The sequence below is a fragment of the Butyrivibrio proteoclasticus P6B7 genome (assembly GCF_000622085.1).
In the GTDB taxonomy this organism is placed as follows: domain Bacteria; phylum Bacillota; class Clostridia; order Lachnospirales; family Lachnospiraceae; genus Butyrivibrio; species Butyrivibrio proteoclasticus_A.
This window is the reverse complement of record NZ_JHWL01000006.1, coordinates 155,836-172,901: the sequence shown is the minus strand read 5'-3', so window position 1 is coordinate 172,901 and position 17,066 is coordinate 155,836. Positions and strand designations below refer to the sequence as shown.

16 protein-coding genes are annotated in these 17,066 nt (G+C 45.7%); 15 read left to right on the top strand and 1 reads right to left on the bottom strand.

Annotation, left to right across the window (positions count from 1 at the left end):
• Positions 1 to 294 precede the first annotated feature (294 nt).
• The 8 genes from T541_RS0107600 (at position 295) to T541_RS0107565 (ending at position 9,011) form a co-directional block, all read left to right on the top strand.
• Positions 295 to 840: a GNAT family N-acetyltransferase gene (locus tag T541_RS0107600; protein WP_026652139.1), complete on the top strand. Its 546-nt coding sequence runs from the start codon at positions 295 to 297 to the stop codon at positions 838 to 840.
• Between the two features lie 133 nt (positions 841 to 973).
• Positions 974 to 1,795: a helix-turn-helix domain-containing protein gene (locus T541_RS0107595; protein WP_026652138.1), complete on the top strand. Its 822-nt coding sequence runs from the start codon at positions 974 to 976 to the stop codon at positions 1,793 to 1,795.
• A 30-nt stretch (positions 1,796 to 1,825) separates the two neighbouring features.
• Positions 1,826 to 3,070 carry a S41 family peptidase gene (locus tag T541_RS0107590; protein ID WP_026652137.1) on the top strand — a complete coding sequence of 415 codons (1,245 nt, stop codon included), beginning with the start codon at positions 1,826 to 1,828 and terminating at the stop codon, positions 3,068 to 3,070.
• A gap of 166 nt (positions 3,071 to 3,236) precedes the next feature.
• Entirely contained in the window at positions 3,237 to 3,941 is a 705-nt protein-coding gene (locus tag T541_RS0107585) for an ABC transporter ATP-binding protein (protein ID WP_026652136.1), read from the top strand.
• Positions 3,942 to 3,958: 17 nt separating this feature from the next.
• On the top strand, positions 3,959 to 6,652 hold the full coding sequence (locus T541_RS0107580) for an ABC transporter permease (protein ID WP_026652134.1): 2,694 nt from the start codon (positions 3,959 to 3,961) through the stop codon (positions 6,650 to 6,652).
• A gap of 187 nt (positions 6,653 to 6,839) precedes the next feature.
• Positions 6,840 to 7,850 (top strand): asparaginase, encoded by a 1,011-nt coding sequence (locus T541_RS0107575; RefSeq protein WP_026652133.1) that lies wholly within the window; start codon positions 6,840 to 6,842, stop codon positions 7,848 to 7,850.
• Between the two features lie 115 nt (positions 7,851 to 7,965).
• Positions 7,966 to 8,328 (top strand): hypothetical protein, encoded by a 363-nt coding sequence (locus tag T541_RS0107570; RefSeq protein WP_155839479.1) that lies wholly within the window; start codon positions 7,966 to 7,968, stop codon positions 8,326 to 8,328.
• Between the two features lie 80 nt (positions 8,329 to 8,408).
• Positions 8,409 to 9,011 carry a 5' nucleotidase, NT5C type gene (locus T541_RS0107565; RefSeq protein WP_026652131.1) on the top strand — a complete coding sequence of 201 codons (603 nt, stop codon included), beginning with the start codon at positions 8,409 to 8,411 and terminating at the stop codon, positions 9,009 to 9,011.
• On the opposite strand, the gene T541_RS0107560 is transcribed toward T541_RS0107565, so the two are convergent.
• Positions 8,998 to 9,648, bottom strand: a complete 651-nt coding sequence (locus T541_RS0107560) for a Crp/Fnr family transcriptional regulator (protein WP_026652130.1) — start codon at positions 9,646 to 9,648, stop codon at positions 8,998 to 9,000. The two genes, T541_RS0107565 and T541_RS0107560, sit on opposite strands and share 14 nt — an antisense overlap.
• Before the next feature lie 398 nt (positions 9,649 to 10,046).
• Here T541_RS0107560 and T541_RS0107555 point away from each other — a divergent pair, with 398 nt between their 5' ends.
• From T541_RS0107555 to T541_RS0107525, 7 genes are all read left to right on the top strand, one after another.
• The gene (locus T541_RS0107555; protein WP_026652129.1) at positions 10,047 to 10,799 is read left to right on the top strand and encodes an ATP-binding protein; all 753 of its coding nucleotides are present in this window, start codon (positions 10,047 to 10,049) and stop codon (positions 10,797 to 10,799) included.
• Positions 10,800 to 10,819: 20 nt separating this feature from the next.
• On the top strand, positions 10,820 to 10,984 hold the full coding sequence (locus T541_RS21100; RefSeq protein ID WP_330375716.1) for a hypothetical protein: 165 nt from the start codon (positions 10,820 to 10,822) through the stop codon (positions 10,982 to 10,984).
• Between the two features lie 124 nt (positions 10,985 to 11,108).
• Positions 11,109 to 11,750, top strand: coding sequence for a hypothetical protein (locus T541_RS21845; protein ID WP_026652127.1), 642 nt, complete (start codon positions 11,109 to 11,111; stop codon positions 11,748 to 11,750).
• A 120-nt stretch (positions 11,751 to 11,870) separates the two neighbouring features.
• Positions 11,871 to 14,441, top strand: coding sequence for a PEP/pyruvate-binding domain-containing protein (locus T541_RS0107540; protein ID WP_026652126.1), 2,571 nt, complete (start codon positions 11,871 to 11,873; stop codon positions 14,439 to 14,441).
• Positions 14,442 to 14,529: 88 nt separating this feature from the next.
• A complete protein-coding gene (locus T541_RS0107535; protein ID WP_026652125.1) occupies positions 14,530 to 15,372 on the top strand; it encodes an alpha/beta fold hydrolase in 843 nt (280 codons plus the stop codon).
• On the top strand, positions 15,338 to 16,228 hold the full coding sequence (locus T541_RS0107530) for a hypothetical protein (protein WP_026652124.1): 891 nt from the start codon (positions 15,338 to 15,340) through the stop codon (positions 16,226 to 16,228). The genes T541_RS0107535 and T541_RS0107530 overlap by 35 nt, the downstream gene beginning before the upstream one ends.
• Before the next feature lie 65 nt (positions 16,229 to 16,293).
• A complete protein-coding gene (locus T541_RS0107525; protein ID WP_026652123.1) occupies positions 16,294 to 17,064 on the top strand; it encodes an MBL fold metallo-hydrolase in 771 nt (256 codons plus the stop codon).
• Positions 17,065 to 17,066: the final 2 nt, after the last annotated feature.

Genomic DNA, 17,066 nt, shown 5'->3' with positions numbered 1-17,066 from the left:
CAAGGCGAATTCATAGAATGCTGACGCATTCTATTTCATCCGTCTTGTCGCCTTATAGGCTGATTCCGATATGTGCCGATTTGTGAGCAAGCTCCCATCGGCCCAATCGGAAATCATCCTGCATGGCTCGTTATATCCGAATATTAATACTGTTAGCATCAAAAGTAGACTTTTTGAAGAGACTACATCAAAAAGTCTCTTTTTTTCTGCCTTTGGACATAGTATCATAGGGGATATGTAAGTCTATGGGGAGTCACTGGGGACGGTTCTAATTGACTTAAGGAGGAGAACATTATGAAATTCGAGGAAAAGAAATTTGAACTTAGCGGAAGAGAAGTAATACTTCGCCCAGCAAAGCACGAGGATGCGCAGACTCTGGTGGACTACCTTAAGACAGTCTGCGGCGAAACAAGATTTCTTCTGTGTGACCCTGAGGAAATCAAGTATACAGCTGAGTCAGAGGTGGGATTCATTGATGGCAAGAATGATGCCGAGGATTCCATGCTGATTCTTGCATTTGTTGATGGCGAATACGCCGGTAATTGCTCCTTTGAGCCAGTAGGGGACCGTAACAGAGCCAGACACCGCGCAGATCTTGGCATAGCTCTTTTCCAAAGATATACAGGCCTCGGCCTTGGCCGCCTCATGCTTACAGAACTTCTGGATGGAGCAAAGAAATGCGGCTATGAACAGATTGAGCTTACAGTTGTGGGCGGAAACGACAGAGCATATCATCTCTACGAGAGCCTTGGCTTTACAGAGTGCGGCAGAATACCTAATGCCAACAAGTATAAGGACGGAACTTATGCCGACGACATCCGCATGGTAAAAGAACTATAATTAACTCAAACCCAGTATTTATCAGCAACTCCACCTCTCCCAACCAACGGTTGAGTCTGGTAAATCAACCAATAGTTCGTGTTCATTGGAACCAAAATTTTGTAATGTTTAGCTCGAAGGAGGAAAAAACTAAATGAATCAAATTTACACAGGGAAGTTCATAGCGAGCTGCAGAAAAGAGAAAGGACTCACTCAGGCACAGCTTGCAGAGAAGCTGAACATCACAGACAGAGCAGTCTCTAAATGGGAGACCGGGAAATGTATGCCGGATTCGTCAATCATGCTGGAACTATGCAGCATTCTTGGCGTGACGGTCAACGAGCTATTAAGCGGGGAGAGGATTAATATGAATAATTACGAAGAAAAGGTCAGTGAGAACCTTATTGAACTCAAAAAACAGAACGAGAATAGCTTTAGTATTAGTAAGCTTTTGGCGATTGCTTTTTCAGCATCAATTGGAATTGCAGTTCTGGTGTGTGCTATAAGCAATTTTGCTATTTCTGGAAGCTTTACATGGTCACTGATAGTGCTTGCGTCCTGCCTTTTCGGATGGGCCGTTACCATTCCGATGATTCTTCTTGGCAAGAAAGGCATAAAGACTTCACTTATTATGCTGACTGCCTTGATTTTGCCATATCTTTTTATCCTAAGAGTCCTTATTGGGGTAAAAGAGCTATTTCTTATAGGAGCTGTTATGGCAGCTATTTCACTGGCATTTATCTGGGTGGTATATGCGGTATTTACCAGATTCATGGACAGGAAGTTCCTGGCCACAGGAATCACGTTCATAGTAGCGCTTCCATTTATGCTTATCATAAATGCCAGCTTGTGGCTGATGATCGGTGAGCCAGTTGTTGATATCTGGGATATACTCGCAGCTTTTGGTGCTGCTGCTGTAGGAGTAGCCTTTATTATCTATGATCGCAAAAAAGTCACAGGGGACGGTTCTAATTGACTCCAAAAATAACATCAACAGGGGACAAATATGACATACACACAGATTTTCGACGACATAATTAAGATCATGAAAGAGGATTCAGCCACCTGCAAGGACTTCGGGGCAGGACCTTATGAGGAGTATCAGAGCAAGATTACAGATGACATGGACCGCATGGAGTTTATGCATTTGGTGCAGGAATATCTGGCAACCTTCAAGGTGGAAGGCCATCTAAACTTCTCTGATGGAAACCTTGGTTCAATTGGGTTCTCCGTAATGAGAAAGGGGGATGAGCTCTACGTTATAGAGGCAAAACCTGACACTAAGCTCTCAGCAGGCGACAGAATCACCCATATAGACGGCCAGCCAATCCCGGAAATTGCCACAAAAGAAAGCAGGTTCTTCATGGGAGAAAGCGAGGAACGCCAGGGCAAAACCTGGCCAGCTGTACTAAAGTTCTACAACACACTTTCTGTGCTGCATAAGGACGGCACTAAGGAAGATATCGCCATTATCCATGGTTCAAAAGGCGAAGAAGAGGAACGTTACTTCTTTAAAGAATATGATGATAACACCCTGTACATCAGGCTTGCGGACTTTGTTGACTTAAACGCAATCGGACAGGTCTATGCAGATTGTAAGGATGCTCTGGACAAATGCAAGAAGCTTATCCTGGATGTCCGCGGAAATGGAGGCGGCGCTGATTCAGGCTTTGAGCCACTTTTGGAGTACTGCTTCCCAGAAGGCAAGCTCGTCACAGACTACTACAAGATGGAATATCCTATTGAGATCAACTATTCCACCAGGAATTGCACAGATAGAATTGAGCTTTTGAAGAACTTCTTTGGCGACAACGTTCCAGAGGATATGGCTCCAATGCTGGAAAGGATGATCGCTGATAACAAGGAGAACATGGGAAAAGGCTTCATTGAGAGCACAGAAGAATTCGCCGTGGGAATTAAGGGCAGAGCCCTCCCGGAGAAGGTGTTTGTTATCACCGACGAAAAATGCGCTTCTTCCGGAGATGCCTTTGCTGAAGTGATGTCCTATTCACCCAAAGTAACCTTAGTTGGCAGGCCATCCATGGGCATCACCGATTATTCAAACTGCACTATGGTGCACTTCGATGATTTTACTTTGCTCTACCCAACTTCAAGAGATACACGAATTGATTGTGGAAAAGAGCTATCTCAAAAGGGGGTTCCTGTGGATAAATATATTCCATGGAGCCCTGAGAATATAGGTAAAGACCCTGAACTGGATTACTGCCTAAAGAAAACCACCGAAGCATAACGGTGAGCTCGTGGCAATTAGTTTGCCCAGAATGAGACTCCGGTTCTTACAGCTTAACAAAGGAGTCAAATAGAACCGTCCCCATTGACTTGTTTCATCTTTGACAAGTTAGACAAAGCTAACTATAATGATATGGTTAGCAATACCTAACTAATGAGGAGGCTATATGAAAGAATTTCTTGAAATCAAAGATCTAAAAAAGAGCTTTGGAGCAGGAGAGGCCAGACAGGAAGTCCTGCGCGGCATGAACTTCACCGTAGGAAAAGGCGAGTTCTGCGTACTCCTGGGTCCATCAGGTTCCGGCAAGTCAACACTGCTCAACATCATAGGTGGCATAGATACACCAGATGAAGGCTTTGTAAGTATCAACGGCGACAAGCTGGAAGAGATGAACGAAACTCAGCTCACAATGTACAGACGTAAGCACCTAGGCTACGTATTCCAGATGTACAACCTAATCCCAAATCTTAATGTCAAGGAGAATATCGAGGTGGGAGCCTACCTTTCCGATAACCCCTTAGACGTCGAAGAAGTCATAACAACCCTCGGTCTTCAAGACCACAAGTACAAATACCCCAATCAATTATCAGGCGGACAACAGCAGAGAGTATCCATTGGAAGGGCAGTAGTCAAGAACCCTGACATCCTTATGTGCGACGAGCCCACAGGCGCTCTGGATTACAAGACGTCAAAAGAGATCCTGGCACTTATCGAGGACTGCAACAAGAAATACGGCAGCACCATCATCATGGTTACCCATAACGAAGCCATCAAGTACATGGCAGGCCACGTGATCAAGCTCCGTGACGGCGTTGTGCGCCACAATGACATTAACGAGACCAAGATCCCAGCAGCAGACCTTGAGTGGTAAGAGGAGGTAAAAGAACTATGAGAAACCCTCTTATCAAGCGAATTCCCAAGGAACTAAAAAACGAATGGCACAAATACCTTGTAATCATCGTCTTCATGGTGGTCATGATCGGCGTAATCTCAGGAATGTATGTAGGTCACGACAGCATGCTCTACTCTGTTGATGCTGGCAAAAGAGATCTGATCCTAGAGGACGGCTCCTTTGAACTGGAAAAGAAAGCATCCAAGGATCTCCTGGATGCCATAAGCACCGGCGATAAGGCAGATGTGAGACAGTACTTCATAGACAAAGGTATGAAGGAAGCTGACAAGGAAGTTGCCAAGGCTATCGAAGAAGAACTGGACAAGCAGGTAACTGCTGCCATTGAAGAAAACGTCCGTGCTCAGTGTGCATTATATGGCATCACTGACGAAAAGAAGATTCAAGAACAGATCGACCAAGTGATGGCTAGCTCTTTTGACGAAGCTAAGGAAGAAGCCAAGGAGTCAGAAGACTACAAGAAAGCAGTGGATGAGGCCTACGATGAAGCCCACGAAGAAGTAGAGAAGAAGGTGGACGAAGAGTGGGACGATATCGCAGATAGATATAACCTTAATGATCCGGATTTCGAAGCGGTAAAGGTCACAATCTATGAGAACTTCTACAGAGAAGCTGACGAAGACAAGGACGACGACGGAGAAGTAGATGCCAACGTCCGCGTATTTAAGAGCGATGCTGAGATAGACAAGGCCTCTTTTAACGAAGGAAGAGCTCCAGAAACTGAGGATGAGATCGCTATCGACAGAATGCATGCAGACAACGTGGGAATCAGCATCGGTGACACCATAACAGTTGACGGTAAGGAGTTTAAGGTGGTAGGTCTTTTGTCCTATGTGAATTACCTGACTCTCCATGAATCCAACACGGACCTGATGTTTGACGCCTTTGGCTTTGACGTTGCCATGGTGACTCCTGAAGGCTTCAACAGGTTAAAAACAAGAATTCACTACAGTTACGCATATCTCTATGACGAAAAGCCTCAGGATAAGATAGCCCAGGCGGATCATGCCGAGAATTTCTTAAAGGCTCTCATCACCCAGACTGTTGTAAATGACAATGAAATTGAGGATTACCTTCCTGAGTACCTGCGCCAGGCCAGCAACTTTGCCCCTTCCGACATCGAGGGAGATTCCTCAGCCACCAGTATCCTTTGCTACATCCTGATCGGTGTTATCGCATTTATCTTTGCCATCACCATCAGCAATACCATAGACAAGGAGGCTTCTGTAATCGGAACCCTTCGTGCCTCCGGCTATAGCAAAAGAGAACTCATTGTCCACTACATGTCTATGCCGCTTATTGTGACTATCATCGGCGCTGTCATAGGTAATGTGCTGGGCTACACCGCCTTTAAGAATGTGGCAGTTAACCTGTACTACGAAAGCTACAGCCTTCCAACCTGCCATCTGGTGTGGAGTAACACGGCGCTTATCAAGACTACGATTATTCCGCTGATTTTGATGTTCTGCATCAATCTCTTTGTAATCGTAAAAAAGCTACAGTTAAGTCCACTAAGGTTCTTAAGGCACGATCTTGTTAAGTCCAGAAGGACCAAGGCAAGAAGGCTTCCAAGGTGGTCCTTTATGAGAAGGTTCAGATTAAGAATCCTGTTCCAGAACATGCCAAATTACCTGGTTTTGATATTCGGTGTAATATTCATCGAGCTCATGATGTGCTTTGCCTTTGGACTTCCAGATTCCCTGAACAACTACAGCGATAGGGCAGCAGATATGATGTTTGCTGAGTATCAGTACATGCTCATGGATTATCAGGATGATGACGGCAATGTTATTGAGACAAGTCAGGAGACTGCAGAGAGGTTCAGTATTACTAACCTTCTCTATGAAAAGAAAAAGAGCTCCTTCCGTACAGGAATGGGAAGCGGCGGAGATGAAAGTGTTTCTGTCTACGGCGTCGCTGATGACAGTGAGTATGTAGCTCTTTTAACTAAGACAAATCCAGGTGAAGGCTATGTTTCCAGCGCCTTTGCCAGCAAGTTCGGGATTTCTGCGGGAGATACCATAACTCTCCATGAGGAATACGAGAACAAGTCCTACGACTTTAAGGTTGTGGGAGAGATTGATTACGAGGGCGGAATCGCTCTGTTCATGAATGTGGACAGCTTCAATGAAGTCTTCGATAAGGATGAGGAGGAATTCTCTGGATTCTTTGCTCGTGATGAGATCACTGATATCGACGATCAGTACATCGCCACGGTGATCACCAAGGAGGATATTCTGAAGGTCACAGTTCAGCTTAAGCACTCCCTGGGCGGGGTAATAGATGTGTTTAAGTACGCTCTTATTGTGCTGGCGGCGGCCCTCATATATCTTTTGGCCAAGATCATCATCGAACGCAATGAGGGAGCCATCTCCATGGTGAAGATCCTGGGCTTTAGCAACAATGAGATCGCATCTCTCTACATGCTGCCAACAGCCATTGTGGTTACGCTCTGCGCTGTGGTGGGCTTTGGGATTGGATACTACCTGATGACCTGGGTGTTTAAGACGTTCATGATGCAGATGGATGGGTACTTTGCATTTTACCTTAAGCCAGTGTCCATGGTACTTTCGGTGGTTTACCTTTTGATCGGCTATGTGCTTGTATCGGTAGTGGATTACCTCCGCATCAAGCGAATTCCGATGGATGTGGCCCTCAAGAATGTAGAATAAAACTATGGAGTCAGTGGGGACGGTGAGGTGACCCCGAGTCAGTGGGGACGGTTCTCACTGACTCCTTTTTTTGCCTTTCGCTTATGGTTATTAAATGAGCCCGGGGCTTTTTTTATTGGGTGAAAACCTTTATAGTAGTAGGTGGACTTTTATGAAGGGTCTAGCTAATCCATAAAGGAGAATAGTTTTGAGTAAGAAGATTTTGATTATAAATACAGGCGGAACTTTGTCGGCTGTTATGAAGGGAAATGGCCTGATTCCGGGGCTTTCCATCTACGATATGCAAAAAGAGCTGAAGATGGTTTCTGGAGATACTGACATTGAGATAGAGGATTTTTGCTCTCTTGATAGTGCCAACATTTTCCCGGAGGACTGGTGCAAGCTGGCGGAGCGTATCAGCGAGTGCAGGAATAGTTATGATGGAATCGTGGTTATTCACGGAACGGATACACTGGCCTACACTTCATCCATGCTTTCTTTTATGCTTAGGAACATTGGAATTCCAGTTGTTATCACAGGTTCACAGCTGTCGATTACTAATCCTGTGGCGGATGCTATGGAAAATTGCAGATGCGCTATTCACATGGCAGCAAGTCAGATTCCAGGCGTATTCGTGGCCTTTAACCGAAAGGTAATGCTGGGATGCAGGGCTTCCAAGGTTAGGTCGCTTAGCTTTGATGCTTTTGAGAGTATTAACTATCCTAACATAGCAACCATCAGCTCCCTTGGTATGAAGATTGACCAGGCAGCAGTTCCAGAGAGAACAGGAATCTTCAAGCTTTCCAACAGCTTCTCTGACAAGGTCTGCATGATCAAGATGTTTCCAGGTATTCACAGAAGCTTTCTTGAATCCCTGGCTGATCAGGGCTACAAGGGCCTCTACATCGAAGCCTACGGAATTGGCGGAATGCCATTTCTTAAGCACGACTTCATCAGTACCCTGGATAAGCTCATCAAGGGCGGCATGACCGTGGTTGTGGGCACCCAGTGCAGATACGAAGGCTCCAAGATGGACGTCTACGAAACCGGAAGACGTACCCTTGAAATCGGTGCGCTTGAAGCCCACGACATGACCAGCGAAGCAGCTCTCACCAAGCTCATGTGGATTCTTGGCATGACCAGCGATATTTCCGAGATCCGTGACTACTATTCACTTAACATCGCAGGGGAGCTCACACTTCCTGGCGGCAGAGCATAAGGAGTCACAGGGGGATATGCTAGTTCTTTATATATTGTTGCAGTTAACATGGGGATTCCCACAGACGTTAATTGGTTTCATAGTGTTTATGCTGAATATAAGGCGCAGCCACTACTTGTACCACGGTTCAGTAGTAACGGTCTGGATCAGTAAATCAAGCCTGTCTTTAGGCCTGTTTACCTTCATCTCCGATGACCCATTCTGCTACTATCCATCGTACCGAGAACAGTACGACGACAGCTCTTTTGCCAGAATGCTCTTAGTTCATGAGTACGGCCACACCATACAGTCCCTGATATTTGGACCGCTGTACCTACTGGCAGTTGGCGTTCCGTCCATTGCCTGGAGCTTCCTACCGTGCTTTGTAGATAAAAGAGCTAAAGAGAACATATCCTACTTCTCTGCATATCCAGAGAGATGGGCCAACAAGCTTGGCGAAACAGTCACTGGCGATGAGTCCATTGGTGAACCGGTGTGAGCCACGGGGACGGAGTTAGTGGATTATTTTTTGAGTTGAAATGATGGCGGAGTATCGATATTTAAAAGGAAGAGGTAAAAATGAGAATTTACGTAGATTTTGATGATTGCCTGTGTGAGACAGCCAAGGCATTTACAGTAATAGCTAAGGACTTTTTTGGAAAGGATGTGCCTTACAAGAAGGTGCGCTTTTTCAACTTGCAACAGTCCTTTGACCTTACTGATGATGAGTATGAGAAGCTTATGCTTGAGGGACATCGCCCAGAGGTGCTTCTGTCCTACGATGAGACACCAGGCGCTGTTGCAACTCTCAACAAGTGGATCGATGAAGGTCATGAAGTGTCTGTAATCACAGGCCGTCCATTCAGTGCCTATGAGCCATCAAGACAGTGGCTCGACGAGCATGATCTGAAAAGAGCTAAGCTCTTTTGCCTAAACAAATATGGCAGGGACTCATTCATCAAGAACAGTGAGTTCAATCTCGAGCTTGAGGATTACTACAAGATGACCTTCGACATTGCTGTTGAAGATTCACCTATGGCTTTCAAGTTCTTTGATCACATGCCTGATCTTAAGGTGTATGTGGTGGACAGACCTTGGAACCAGGAGTGCGAGCTTCCAGGGGACAACTACATGCGCTGTATGAGCTGGGATGAGATTGATGAGCAGGTTAAAGTAGTTTAAAGTGGCTCTTCCGATATTCAATCAATCCCTCGTCTTTCATGTGAGATAGTTCTTTTGACATGTTGGTGCGTTCCAGATTCAAGTAATCAGCCAGCTGCTGACGATTAAATGGAATGTCGAATTCCCGCTTACCGGTTTGAAGGGCGAAGGCATTAAGGTATGACAAGAGGCGGCCACGGCAACTTTTGGGAGAGGTGTAAAAGCTCCTTCCGGAGAGGGCCAGGTTCTTTTGGGATGAAATAATAAGAATGTTTTTTAGGAGCTTTTCCTTCCAGGAAGAGCTCTTTTTGCTGTCATCAAGAAGGTTCTTTATGGTGCAAAAGAGAATCTGACAATCCTCGTTGGCTCTGACATCCACAAGCATCACTTCTCCAAGAAGGGCATAGGTCTCTGCAAAGTACTGGCCTTTTCCTACGTGGCTAAGCACGGTGCAATTGCCCCAGACATCGTTACTTTCGATGGTAACGCTTCCTGACAGGAGCATGCCGATTCTTTCGGTTTTGTCACCGGCGTGGAGAATCAGAGAGTCTTTTTTATAGTTCTTTTCCTGGGCGTCTAGTTCTTCCAGGCATTGAGATAGCTCTTTTTCTGACATGCCTTTAAAAAGGCGGCTGGCCATGATTGTTTCAAGATTCATAAGTCCTCCATATACTATTGATTTATACGAGTAATCCATGAACTAGGTATTGAACTGTTGGCCTGTAAAATAACAATCTCTTGTTGTTCGTCTGCAATAACTGATATTTGGGCATTTTGAACTTTTATAGTAATTTTACCCAGGTACAACAAAGGAGTCATGGGCAAAAAGAGTGAATTTAGCAAATTTACCCGAGGAAAACCAGGGAGTCATGGGTAAAAAGAACATATATTTCAGATTTACCCAAAAGCATCCAACATGTTATGGGTAAAATTAGCAAGTTTCAAAGAATTGCCCAAAAACAAAAAATGTGGTTCAAACAACATATTTCGTAATTAAAGTATATTATACTTACACCATCGAAACAAGAACAAACAGTGAAATAGCGAGGTTTTATGATGGTTAGAAAGATTATCAAGATTGATGAAGAAAAGTGTAATGGCTGTGGAATATGCGCAAATGCTTGCCACGAGGGAGCCATTGATATCGTAAATGGAAAGGCTAAGCTTGTTAGAGAGAATTTCTGCGATGGTTTTGGAGATTGTCTTCCAGGTTGCCCTATGGGGGCTATCTCTTTTGAAGAAAGGGAGGCGCCAGCCTATGATGAGGCAGCAGTTAAGGCAAGCCAGGCCAAAAAGATGTATGAGGAGAAGATGCAAAAAGACTGTGAGAGTGGCCATCCTCATGGACAGGGATGCCCAGGATCAAGATTCATGCAGCTCAAGACCAGCGCTGATGAGCTGGCTGCTCCAGGACAGGACATGATTTCCAGGATGAGTACCCATGTATCAAGACTGATGCAGTGGCCATGCCAGATTAAGCTCCTTCCTACACAGGCAGACTTTTACAATGGCGCTAAGCTTCTTATCGCAGCGGACTGCACAGCATACGCCTATGCCAACATGCATGAGGAATTCATGAAAGGCAAGGTTACCATGATTGGCTGTCCTAAGCTTGATGAGGGTGACTACACAGAGAAGCTCACAGAGATTATCGCGCACAACGACATTGCCAGTGTAACAATCGTACGTATGGAGGTTCCTTGCTGCGGAGGATTACAGAGAGCCGCAGAGAATGCAATCAAGAACAGTGGCAAGTTCATTCCTTGGCAGGTTGTGACGATTTCACGTAACGGCGAAGTAATTGAGTAAATTTCCCAATAGACAAGTATTTGTGGGATGGTGCACGAATTGACGACATAGCCCTTAGTATGCCAGCTATAGTTGGGCGAGATGGCGTGGAGGGTGCAGTGCCCATAAGGCTCAGTAATCAGGAAAAAGAGGCACTTCAGGCTTCTGCCAAGACTCTGAAAGAAGTGTTAAAAGAGGCACTTTAAACTAAAATATTAAAGATAATTGCCGATAAATAAGATAGCAACGGAAATGCGTGTCTTTTCTAGGGATGGACAATCCTCGAAAAGGCACGTTTCTTTTTGGATTGTTTTGAGGAGAGTACCTGATATGAGCATATTTGCAGTGGATTCCTATGAAAAGAAATCTGATCGAAGTTGGTACAATACTGCTGCAACGAAGGTGGTAACTGATGGCTTCCTTGGTAGCTCTTTTAACATTGAACTGACCAAGACCATGTCAGTTGCGGAGTCCACCGGACAGGGCAGTATCCTTGGCATGAGCGGATTGGTAATCGGAAAGGGTGTAACCCAGAACATGATCGCAAGATATTCTGAGCATTCTACAGACCAGTATCCCGTCATCACTGTGTCGCTGGGAGATTACGGCTCTTATGATGTTGCGGTTAAGGACGTGGACCCATCTGATGCCACGCAGATAGAGATGTTTGCGCTGTGTTCATACCTCGATGATAAGAACATCACATGTCCTGGCTCAACTGGTTCTTACAATAGGTTGAAGAGTTACATTCAAAGTGCCATAGATATGGACGAACTCCCTGACATCAACAGTCATGTTAACGCCAAGAAAAAGATCAACTGGCTTAAAGGTTTTGAGTACTCCATGAAGAAAGATATTACAGACCAATATAGCTACATGGAACGCTCAGAGCAGACCAAGCTCCGATCATACTTCGAGAAGCAGTGTAAAGACTTGGAAATCAGAAAACTCCTTGAAAGGGCCAGGGGCTGAGGTTCAATTTTCCTCCCGGATATGCTATGATTAATACACAAAGCAAAGGCGCTTACACACGTGGCGTACTTTGCTTTTTTCTTTTAGTATGAATGTAGGGAAATGGCAGGAGGGACGACTATGGCAGCTTTTGACAAAGTGTTATCCGGAATACCCCAGATGGACCAGGCACTTGACTATATAAGACTTGGCGACAATGTTGTTTTCAGGGTATCAGATCTTTCGCAGTTTAAACTCTTTGTGGATCCTTATGTGGAGCAGGCTAAGAGGGATAAAAGAAATATCATATACTTCCGCTTTGCAAGCCACGAGCCTCTGGTGCAGGACTGCCCTGAGGTTAAGACCGTCAAGATAGCGCTATCCCACAGGTTTGAGACCTTCACAGTGGAGATCCATAACGTCATTGAAAAAGAGGGTAAGGATGCCTTCTACGTTTTTGACTGCCTGTCAGAGCTTCAGATTGCCTGGGCCACAGACCTTATGATGGGTAATTTCTTCAGAGTTACCTGCCCATTTCTTTTTATTCTTGATACAGTGGCTTTCTTCCCAATAATAAGGGGAAAGCATTCCTTCCATTCTATCAACAAAATCCTCAATACCACGCAGCTCTTCCTTGACGTCTACTCCGACGAAAGGAACGTCTACGTAAGGCCAGAGAAGGTCTGGAACCGAGATTCTGACACCATGTTCCTTCCGCATATCTATCGGAAAGAAGATGGCTCTTTTGCCCCAATCCTTGATGGCGTCCAGAGTAGCCGCTTCTATCAGCTCCTTGATAACTTCCAAAGGCCTGGAGAGGACCAGTACGTGGACTTCTGGGACAAGTTCTTTAACGCCGCCAAGTTCCAGTACGACAGCCACATGGACATGGAGGATGCCTGCAACACCATGTGCAACATCATGATGACCAGAGATGAAAAGATGCGTCTCATGGTCAAAAAGCACTTTAAACCAGAGGATTATTTCAATGTCCGAAGCCACATGATAGGCACCGGCCTGGTGGGAGGTAAAGCCTGCGGAATGCTGCTTGCCAGGGCCATTATAAGGAACATGTCACCGGAAGAGAATGCGGTTCTTGAGCCCCACGATTCCTTCTTCATCGGCTCGGATATCTACTACACCTACATCGTAGACAACGAGTTCTGGAATCTTAGAGTCCGCCAGAGGACTGAGGAGGAGTACTTCTCTCTGGCCGACGAATTTGCAAATAAGCTTCGAAGCGGCGTTTTTGCTGAGGATTTCAAGACTCAGCTTCGCCACATCCTTGAGTACTACGGTCAGGACCCTTTCATCGTCCGCAGCAGTAGTATTCTGGAGGATGGCTTTGGCAACGCCTTTGCTGGCAAGTATGAGTCAGTTTTTTGTGCCAACAGAGGAACACTGGAGGAGCGCCTCCAAGAATTTGAAAACGCCATAAGGACCGTATACGCCAGCACCATGAGCTTGTCGGCCCTTGATTACCGAAAGCGCCGCGGCCTTGATAAAAGAGATGAGCAGATGTCGCTGCTGGTTCAGAGGGTGTCAGGCTCCTACTATGGCCAGTACTACATGCCCTGTGCCGCTGGAGTTGGCTATTCCTACAGCCCGTATAAGTTCCTGGCTGGTACTGACCTGGCGGCTGGTATGCTGCGCCTTGTTATGGGCCTTGGAACCTCAGCTGTTGACAGGACCATGGGCTCATACCCAAGACTAGTAAGCCTTGATATGCCAGAAGCCACTGCCCTTACTACCATTGCTGACAAGCACCAGTTTTCCCAGCGTGCCGTAGAGGCTGTGGACGTTACAGATCATGCGCTAAAGCGCCTTGAGTTAAAAGAAATAGAATCTAAGCTTCCAATGTATCTCATAAATACTCTACTTGAGCACGACTACGAGGTGGAGGATTCCCTTAAGGAGCGTGGAATCTATCGGGACGTCAGGTTCATTTCCTGTAGGGGCCTTGTTAAGAAAAAAGAGATCATGGAAAAGATGCAAAAGATCATGCTCTGCATTCAGAAGGAGTATGAGCATCCTGTGGACATAGAGTTTACCATTAACCTTTCTCAAAACGGCGAGTATTCCATTAACCTTTTGCAGTGCAGGCCCCTCCAGGTCTTCAAGGATACGGGAAATGTGGAAGTGCCGGATAATCCTGATAAGGAGCAGGTTCTTTTAGAGACTGTGGATTCCTCCATGGGCCTATCCAGGAGCGTACCTATCGATCTTATCGTATATGTGGATCCTAAGGCCTATTACAACATGCCATATGCTGATAAGTCTCTTATTGCCAGCGTCATCGGCAAGGTGAACTGGGCCTTTAGGGATAAGGGCAGACATATGATGCTTATTGTTCCTGGAAGAGTCGGTACCTCATCCCCTGAACTTGGTGTTCCTACTACATTTGCAGATATCAGTGAATTTGAAGCCGTCTGCGAAGTGGAGGAAACGGAAGCTGGCTACAATCCGGAGCTTTCCTATGGAAGCCACATTTTCCAGGATCTGGTGGAGGCTAATATCCTTTATTCAGCCATATTTACTGGGGATAAGACGAAAGCTTTTTTACCAGATAAACTGTGTGACTACCAGGATATCGCCTCGGACTTTGCAGAGGATGCCAGGTGTTCTGGGATTGTGCACGTGTTCGACCTTGAAAATAAGCCTTGTAGCCTGTATTACGACCTTGAAAAGAATCATCTGCTTTTGGTAAAATGAAGAAAAGGACCATGGGGACGGGGTTAGTGGTTCATTTTATGAGCCACTAACCCCGTCCCCATGGTCCAAAATGGAGGAAACTTACAGGATGATCGATAAATACTACGAAACCAAATGCGGCAAGATCCATTACTGGATAAATACTGAGGCGGAGAATAAAAGCATTCAGCTGATCCTGCTCCCAGGACTTACTGCGGACCATACCCTGTACGAGAAGCAGATAGAGTACTTTGAGGGGAGATATCCACTATTTGTTTGGGATGCTCCGGGACACGCATCATCCTATCCCTTTGAATTATCTTTTTCCCTTAAGGACAAGGCTATCTGGCTTGATGAAATCCTTAAGGAGAACGGCTTTGACAACCCTGTGATCGTTGGACAGTCCATGGGCGGCTACGTTGGGCAGATGTACTCAGAACTTTTCCCTGATAAACTTAGGGGCTTTGTGTCCGTTGATTCAGCACCACTTCAAAAGAAATACATGACCGGCGCAGAGATCTGGCTTATGAAGGTCTGCGAGCCGGTATTTAGATATTACCCCTGGAAACTTCTCGTTAAACAGGGGGCAGAAAATATTGCAATGTCAGAGTATGGCAGGAAAATTATGCATGATATAATAATGACATACGACGGCGACAAAGAGCGATATGTTAAGCTTGTTGGCCATGGCTACAGGATCCTGGCAGCAGCTGTGGAAGAGAATCTCCCCTATGAGATCAAGTGCCCAGCCATACTTCTGTGCGGAACCAAGGATAAGGCGGGCTCATGCATCAGGTACGACAAGGCCTGGCACAAGGAGACCCAGATTCCGATCCATTGGATTGAGGGAGCCGGCCACAATTCCAACACCGACGACCCAGAGAAGGTCAACCATCTGATAAAAGAGTTTGTGGAAAATGAAGTTATATTACCATCTACCGGGACTGTTTGAATTTTATGACTTATATTGCGCCTTTCTCCCACTTTTCAGGAAGCACAGAGAGTACTTCTATGACTGGTGCGAGATAGGCTCAATTTATGGTGCCCCAAAGGATGCAATCTGGGGCGGCGGCCGAGTTGGCTTTGGAGATGCGGATCCTTCTGAGGTGGCAGCTCTTTTGAAGGAATATGGCATCTCTGCCCGGCTGACCTTCAGTAATTCTCTGATAAGAGAAGAGCATCTGTCTGACAAGAAATGTAATGACCTGTGCAGGTTGTTTGAAAACGGCAATGTCCACAACGGCGTTATTGTCCATTCAGACCTGCTTCTTAATTATCTCAAAGAGAACTACCCAGGCTACTACTTTGTTTCCAGTACCACTAAGGTCCTGACTGACTTTGACGATTTTGTCAGGGAGCTTGACCGCGAGGACTTTGCCTACGTGGTTCCGGACTTTAGGCTCAATAAGTCCTTTGAACGGTTAAAAGAGCTATCTCTTTTGCAAAAACAAAAGGTGGAATTCCTGTGCAACGAGTGCTGCTGGGAAGGGTGTTATGATCGTAAGAACTGTTATGAGAACGTAAGCCGCAAGGCTCTGGGGGAGCCCTGCGAAGATCACGAGTGCGTATCACCTACTGCAAAGCGCGGTTATCTCTTTTCCGATGCCATGAAGAATCCTGGTTTTATCAGCATTGACGACATCACGAAGGTGTACGCTCCTATGGGATTTTTTAATTTTAAGATTGAAGGACGAAGTCTTGGAAGCGCCATCATTCTTGAGTTTCTGCTTTACTACATGACCAAACCGGAGTACCAGCTTAACGTCCGGGAAGAGATATACTTAGACAGCATGCTGGATCTGTTCTAAACTATGAGTGAGTCAATGGGGACGGTTCTATCTGACTCATTAACACCAAGGAGGAAGAGAAGAGTATGGAAAAAGAACTATATATTAAGCAGCTAAGGCCCTATCTGTATCTTATGGATGAGGCCCACGAAGCAACAGGCTATCTGGTAATTGGGGAGGAGAAGGCCTGCGTCATAGATACCATGAATGGTTTCAATGACCTTCACAAGGCAGTTCGCAAGATTACGGACAAGCCAATTGTTGTAGTTAACACCCATGGTCATCCAGATCACATCTTTGGCAACATCTATTTTGATGAAGCCTATATTAACCCTAAGGATTTGCCTTTGGCAGAGATGTTTGCCAAGATGCCGGAATTTGTGGAGGAGTGCGAGAAACACGGCTTTAAGATGCCACCATTTAAGGAGATTAAAGGCGGCGATGTGATAGATCTTGGAGGCAAAACTCTGGAAGTATATGAACTTCCAGGCCACACTCCTGGAGGAATCCTGCTTCTTCTTAAGGAGGATAGGATTCTTTTTACAGGAGATGCAGTGAACCACCATCTTTGGATGCAGCTTGATGGTTGTTCATCAATGCCTGAGCTTGTGAAGGCTCTGGATGGGGTGATGTTCCTTGAAGAAAAAGCTGACTATATCCTTCACGGTCACGCCCAGGACTTTGACGACATATCTCTTTTGCACTGCCTACGTAACGGCGCTCAGGAGATTGCAGATGGCAAGACAGCAGATGACAAGCCTTATCACTGGTTTGAGGGCGTTGCCAAGCAGCATCCCTTTAAGCTTGAAGAGGGCAAGAAGTATAGCCAGCTAGATAGCGTAATCTGCTATAATTAAGG

Bases quoted from the DNA above. Each gene is read 5' to 3' on its own strand.
- T541_RS0107580 (WP_026652134.1), top strand. From the start codon at position 3,959: ATGAGAAACCCTCTTATCAAGCGAATTCCCAAGGAACTAAAAAACGAA.
- T541_RS0107530 (WP_026652124.1), top strand. From the start codon at position 15,338: ATGAAGTTATATTACCATCTACCGGGACTGTTTGAATTTTATGACTTA.
- T541_RS0107590 (WP_026652137.1), top strand. From the start codon at position 1,826: ATGACATACACACAGATTTTCGACGACATAATTAAGATCATGAAAGAG.
- T541_RS0107525 (WP_026652123.1), top strand. From the start codon at position 16,294: ATGGAAAAAGAACTATATATTAAGCAGCTAAGGCCCTATCTGTATCTT.
- T541_RS0107535 (WP_026652125.1), top strand. From the start codon at position 14,530: ATGATCGATAAATACTACGAAACCAAATGCGGCAAGATCCATTACTGG.
- T541_RS0107595 (WP_026652138.1), top strand. From the start codon at position 974: ATGAATCAAATTTACACAGGGAAGTTCATAGCGAGCTGCAGAAAAGAG.
- T541_RS0107565 (WP_026652131.1), top strand. From the start codon at position 8,409: ATGAGAATTTACGTAGATTTTGATGATTGCCTGTGTGAGACAGCCAAG.
- T541_RS0107560 (WP_026652130.1), bottom strand. From the start codon at position 9,648: ATGAATCTTGAAACAATCATGGCCAGCCGCCTTTTTAAAGGCATGTCA.
- T541_RS0107585 (WP_026652136.1), top strand. From the start codon at position 3,237: ATGAAAGAATTTCTTGAAATCAAAGATCTAAAAAAGAGCTTTGGAGCA.
- T541_RS21845 (WP_026652127.1), top strand. From the start codon at position 11,109: ATGAGCATATTTGCAGTGGATTCCTATGAAAAGAAATCTGATCGAAGT.
- T541_RS0107600 (WP_026652139.1), top strand. From the start codon at position 295: ATGAAATTCGAGGAAAAGAAATTTGAACTTAGCGGAAGAGAAGTAATA.
- T541_RS0107540 (WP_026652126.1), top strand. From the start codon at position 11,871: ATGGCAGCTTTTGACAAAGTGTTATCCGGAATACCCCAGATGGACCAG.
- T541_RS0107555 (WP_026652129.1), top strand. From the start codon at position 10,047: ATGGTTAGAAAGATTATCAAGATTGATGAAGAAAAGTGTAATGGCTGT.